This window comes from Kitasatospora sp. NPDC047058, from assembly GCF_040643935.1.
Classification (GTDB): domain Bacteria; phylum Actinomycetota; class Actinomycetes; order Streptomycetales; family Streptomycetaceae; genus Kitasatospora.
The window spans coordinates 1-4,705 of sequence record NZ_JBEYVJ010000474.1; the positions used below are offsets into that span (position 1 = coordinate 1).

Sequence of the window (4,705 nt, forward strand, 5' to 3'; positions counted from 1 at the left end):
CGCCGCCGGACCGGGCCGGCTGCCCGGGACGGTCACCGTGCGGCTGCCACAGGACCGGACCGCGGCGCTGGCCGCGCTCGCCCGCCGCCACCAGGTCACCCTGAACACCGTGCTCCAGGGAGCCTGGGGCCTGCTGCTCGGCTGGCTGACCGGCAACCCCGACGTGGTGCTGGGCACCGTGGTGTCGGGCCGGCCGCCGGAGCTGCCCGGGGTGGAGTCCGTCGTCGGGCTGCTCACCAACACCCTGCCGATGCGGGTGCGCCCGCACCCGGAGGAGACGGTCCCGGCCTTCCTCGCGCGGCTGCGCGACGAGCAGGCCGGGCTGCTGCCGCACCACCACCTCGGGCTGGCCGAGATCCAGGCGCTCACCGGGCTGCCCGTCCTCTTCGACACCGTCACGGCGTTCGAGAACTACCCCGTCGACGCGGCGGTCGGGGACGAACTCGCCCCGGGGCTGCGGCTGGTGGCCGCCGACATCGAGGACGCCACCCACTACCCGCTGAGTCTGACGGTCGTTCCCGGGGCGGAGCTGGAACTGCGGATCGGCCACCGCCGCGACCTGGTCGACGCCGATGAGGCCCGCCGCTGGGCCGACCGGCTGGCCGGGCTGCTGGCGGCGCTGGCCGACGGATCCGACGGCCCCCTGGCCGACCTGGTGCCGCTGCTCGACGGGGAGCGCGCACAACTGCTGGAGGACTGCCACGGCGCCGTGCGGACGCTGCCCCGGGGCACCCTCGCGGATCGGTTCGAGGAGCAGGCGCGGCGCGGCCCCGGGAACGAGGCACTGGTCCTCGCGGGGCGGTCCGTCCGCTACGGCGAGCTGAACGCCAGGGCCAACCGGCTGGCCCGGCTGCTGGCCGCCGGCGGTGCGGGACCGGGGCAGCGGGTCGCCGTGCTGCTGCCCCGCTCGGTCGACTTGGTGGTCGCGCTGCTCGCCGTGCTGAAGTGCGGCGCCGCGTTCGTCCCCGTGGACCCGGACAACCCGGCCGACCGGGTCCGCTTCACCCTCGCCGACGCCGCACCCGCCGCGGTGCTCACCACCGAGGCGCTGCGCCCGCTCATCGGGGCCGTGCCCCTGGTCGTGGCCGCCGCCGAGGCCGAGGACGGCTTCGCCGCGGCCGTCGCGCACCTGTCCCCGGAGGACCTGGCGGACGCGGACCGGACCGCCGCGCCGACCCCGGCCGACACCGCCCTCATCATCTACACCTCGGGCTCGACCGGACGGCCGAAGGGCGTGCTGGTCAGCGGGCGGACGCTGCTCAACCGGATCGCGTGGTACGCCGAGCAGTTCCCGTACGGCCCGGCCGAGACGGTGGTCGCCAAGACGACCCTCGGCTTCGTCGACGGGCCGGTCGAGCTGCTGGGCGCCCTGCTGAACGGCGCCCGGATCGCGCTCGCCGACAGCGCGACCGCCCGCAGCGCCACCGCCCTGGCGGAGTTCGTCGCCTCCGCCGGCGAGTGCCGGGTCACCGTGGTGCCGAGCCTGCTGGAGTCGATGCTCGACCTGGCCGGGCACCGGGACCTGACGTCGTGCCGGCTCTGGGTGTCGAGCGGGGAGGCGCTGCCGCCCCGGCTCGCCCGGCGCTTCGCCGAGACCCTGCCCGGCTCGCGGCTGGTCAACTTCTACGGCTCCTCCGAGACGGGAGCGGACACCCTCTTCGCCGAGTACGACGGCGCCGAGGTGCTGGCGGGCCGCCCGGTGTGGAACACCCGGACCTACGTCCTGGACTCCTGGCGCCGCCCGGTGCCGACCGGGGTGGTGGGCGAGCTGTACGTGGCCGGCACCTGCCTGGCCGACGGCTACCTGCACCAGGAGGAGCTCACCCGGGAGCGCTTCCTGCCCTGCCCGTTCGGCCCGCCGGGCGAGCGGATGTTCCGCACCGGCGACCTGGTGCGCCGCCGCCCGGACGGGCAGCTGGAGTACCTGGGGCGCGCCGACGACCAGCTGAAGATCCGCGGCGTGCGGGTCGAGCCGGGCGAGGTGGAGGCGGTGCTGGCCGGCCACCCCGCCGTGGACCGGGCCGTGGTCGCCGGGCGGGCCGACGGCGTCGGCGAGCACCGCCTGATCGCCTGGGTGGTGCCGGTGCCCGGCGCGGACCCGGGGACCGGCACCGAGCTGCGCCGGTACGCGCGGGAGCGGCTGCCCGACCAGATGGTCCCGGCCCTCGTCGTGACGGTGGCCGAGCTGCCGCTGACCGCAAGCGGCAAGACCGACCGCCGGGCCCTTCCGGAGCCCGACTTCGCGGCGCTCTCGGCCGGCCGCGCCCCGCGCACCGGGCGCCAGGAACTGCTGTGCAAGCTGTTCGCCGACGTGCTGGCCCTGGATGCCGTCACCATCGACGACTCCTTCTTCGACCTGGGCGGGCACTCGCTGCTCGCCACCCGGCTGATCAGCCGGATCCGGGCCGAACTCGGCGTGGAGGTCCCGCTGCGGACCCTCTTCGAGGCCCCGACGGTCGCGGTCCTGGACGAGTGGCTGGAGCGGGCGGAGGCGACCACCCGGCCGGCGCTGCGGGCGGCGGAGCGGCCACTGGAGATCCCGCTCGCCCCGGTGCAGCGCCGGCTGTGGTTCCGCAACCGGCTGGCCGGAGCGGGCGGGGACCACCTGATGCCGATGGTGCTGCGGCTGCGCGGACCCCTCGACCCGGTGGCGCTGGAGCAGGCCCTCAACGACGTGGTCGCCCGGCACGAGAGCCTGCGCACGGCCTTCCCCGACTGGGACGGCCGCCCCCAACAGGTGGTGCTCGACCCGGAGGAGGCCCCGCTGCGACTGGACCCCGTCCTGGTCGGCGCCGCGGAGCTACCCGGGGCGGTGGCGGCCGAGACGGCGCGGGGCTTCGACCTCACCGCCGAGACCTCGGTGCGGGCCCGGCTGTTCCGCCTGGCGGACGACGAGCACGTGCTGCTCCTGGTGCTGCACCACATCGTCTGCGACGGCTGGTCGCTGGCCCCGCTGGCCCGGGACGTGGCCCGCGCGTACACCGCCCGGGTCGTCGGCGGCGCGCCGGACTGGCCCGGACTCGCGGTGCAGTACGCGGACTTCGCCCTGTGGCAGCTGGCGCTGCTCGGCGACGAGGCGGACCAGGACTCCCGGCTCGGCCGGCAGCTCGCCTACTGGCGGCGCGAACTCGACGGAATCTCCGAGGAGTTGAGTATCGCCGGGGCCCGCCCGCGGCCGCCGGGCCCCGGCGGCCCGGCCGGCCGGCTGTCGGCCCGGCTGCCGGCGTCCGCCCACCGGGACCTGGTGGAGCTGGCCCGGGCGACGGCGAGCAGCCCGTTCATGGTCTGCCAGGCCGCGCTGGCGGCCGTGCTCGCCGAACACGGCGCAGGGGACGACGTCCCGATCGGCACGCCGATCGCCGGCCGCACCGACGAGGCCCTCGACCCGCTGGTCGGCTTCTTCGTGAACACCCTCGTGCTGCGCATCCGGACCGGCGGGCGCCCGACCTTCCGGGAGCTGCTCGCCCGGGTCCGCGGCACCGTTCTGGCCGCCCACGCGCACCAGGACGTGCCGTTCGACCAGGTCGTCCAGGCGCTCGCGCCGGAGCGGGTGACCGGCCGGCACCCGCTGTTCCAGGTCATGCTGGCCTTCCAGAACAACGCGGTGCCGCGGCTCGCGCTGCCCGGCCTGACGGTGGAACCGGAGCCGTCGCCCGACCGGACGGCCCGCTTCGACCTGCGCTTCGAGCTGGCCGAGCGCCGGGGGCCGGCAGGGGAGCCGGACGGCGTCGACATCGTCCTCGACCACGCCCTCGACCTGTTCGAGGAAGGGGTGGCGGCCCGCCTGCTGGACGCGTTCGCCACCCGGCTGGAGCAGTTCGTGGCAGACCCCGGAACCGTGCCGGGCCCCCCCGGGGTCCCGGAATGACCGGCAGGACGGGCCCCGGAGCCCTGCCGTCCGTGACGCAACATCGGAAAGTGGTGGAAGATGCCTGAGTTGTCCCTCGTCTGCGTCCCCTTCGCCGGGGCCGGCGCGATGTCTTTCCGGTCCTGGAACGCGCCCGCCGAGCCGGACATCCGGATCGTTCCGGTGCGGCTGCCGGGGCGTGAGCGGCTCATCGAGGAGGAGCCGCTCAGGAGCGTCCCCGAGGCGGTGCGCCTGGTGCTGCCGGAGCTGCTGGAGGCCGTGCGGGGCACCCGCGTGGCGCTGTTCGGGCACAGCAGCGGCGGTGTGCTCGCCTACGCGCTCGCCCTGGAGCTGGCCGCGGCGCCGGACGTCGAGGTGGTCCGGCTGTTCGCCAGCGGGGCGCCGGCCCCGGGAGCGCCGCGGAGCCGTCGGGCCACCGGCCTGCCGGACGAGCAGTTCATCGAGCGGATCGAGGAGTTCGCCGGCTACCGGCACCCGGCCCTGGACAACCCGGGGATGCGGGAGCTGATTCTGCCGACCCTGCGGGCGGACGTGGAGATGTACGAGACCTACCGCTTCGACCCGGACGCCGTGCTCCCGGTGGGCATCACCGCCCTGCGCGGGCGCGACGACGAGTGCGTCGAGCTCGCCGAGGCGCGGGCCTGGGAGCGGGCGACCAGCGCCGACTTCACGCTGGTGGAGATGGCCGGCGGGCACATGTACCTGAACAACGCGGTGCCCGATGTGCTGGGGATCGTCCGCGCGGCGACGGCGGCCGCGGCCGTGTGACGCGGCGCGGCACAACGCGAGGAAGGGGCCCGCACACCCCCAGGCTGAGAACGCCTGGGGGTGTGCGGG

Annotated in this window: 2 protein-coding genes; both read left to right on the forward strand. The window is 76.0% G+C overall.

Going from position 1 to position 4,705, the window contains the following annotated elements; translation table 11 throughout:
• Positions 1 to 3,868, forward strand: a 3,868-nt coding sequence (locus ABZ885_RS35685; RefSeq protein WP_360198308.1) for an amino acid adenylation domain-containing protein, incomplete at its 5' end; no start/stop codon positions are given.
• 60 nt (positions 3,869 to 3,928) lie between these two features.
• Entirely contained in the window at positions 3,929 to 4,636 is a 708-nt protein-coding gene (locus tag ABZ885_RS35690) for an alpha/beta fold hydrolase (RefSeq protein ID WP_360198311.1), read from the forward strand.
• The last annotated feature ends 69 nt before the right edge of the window (positions 4,637 to 4,705 follow it).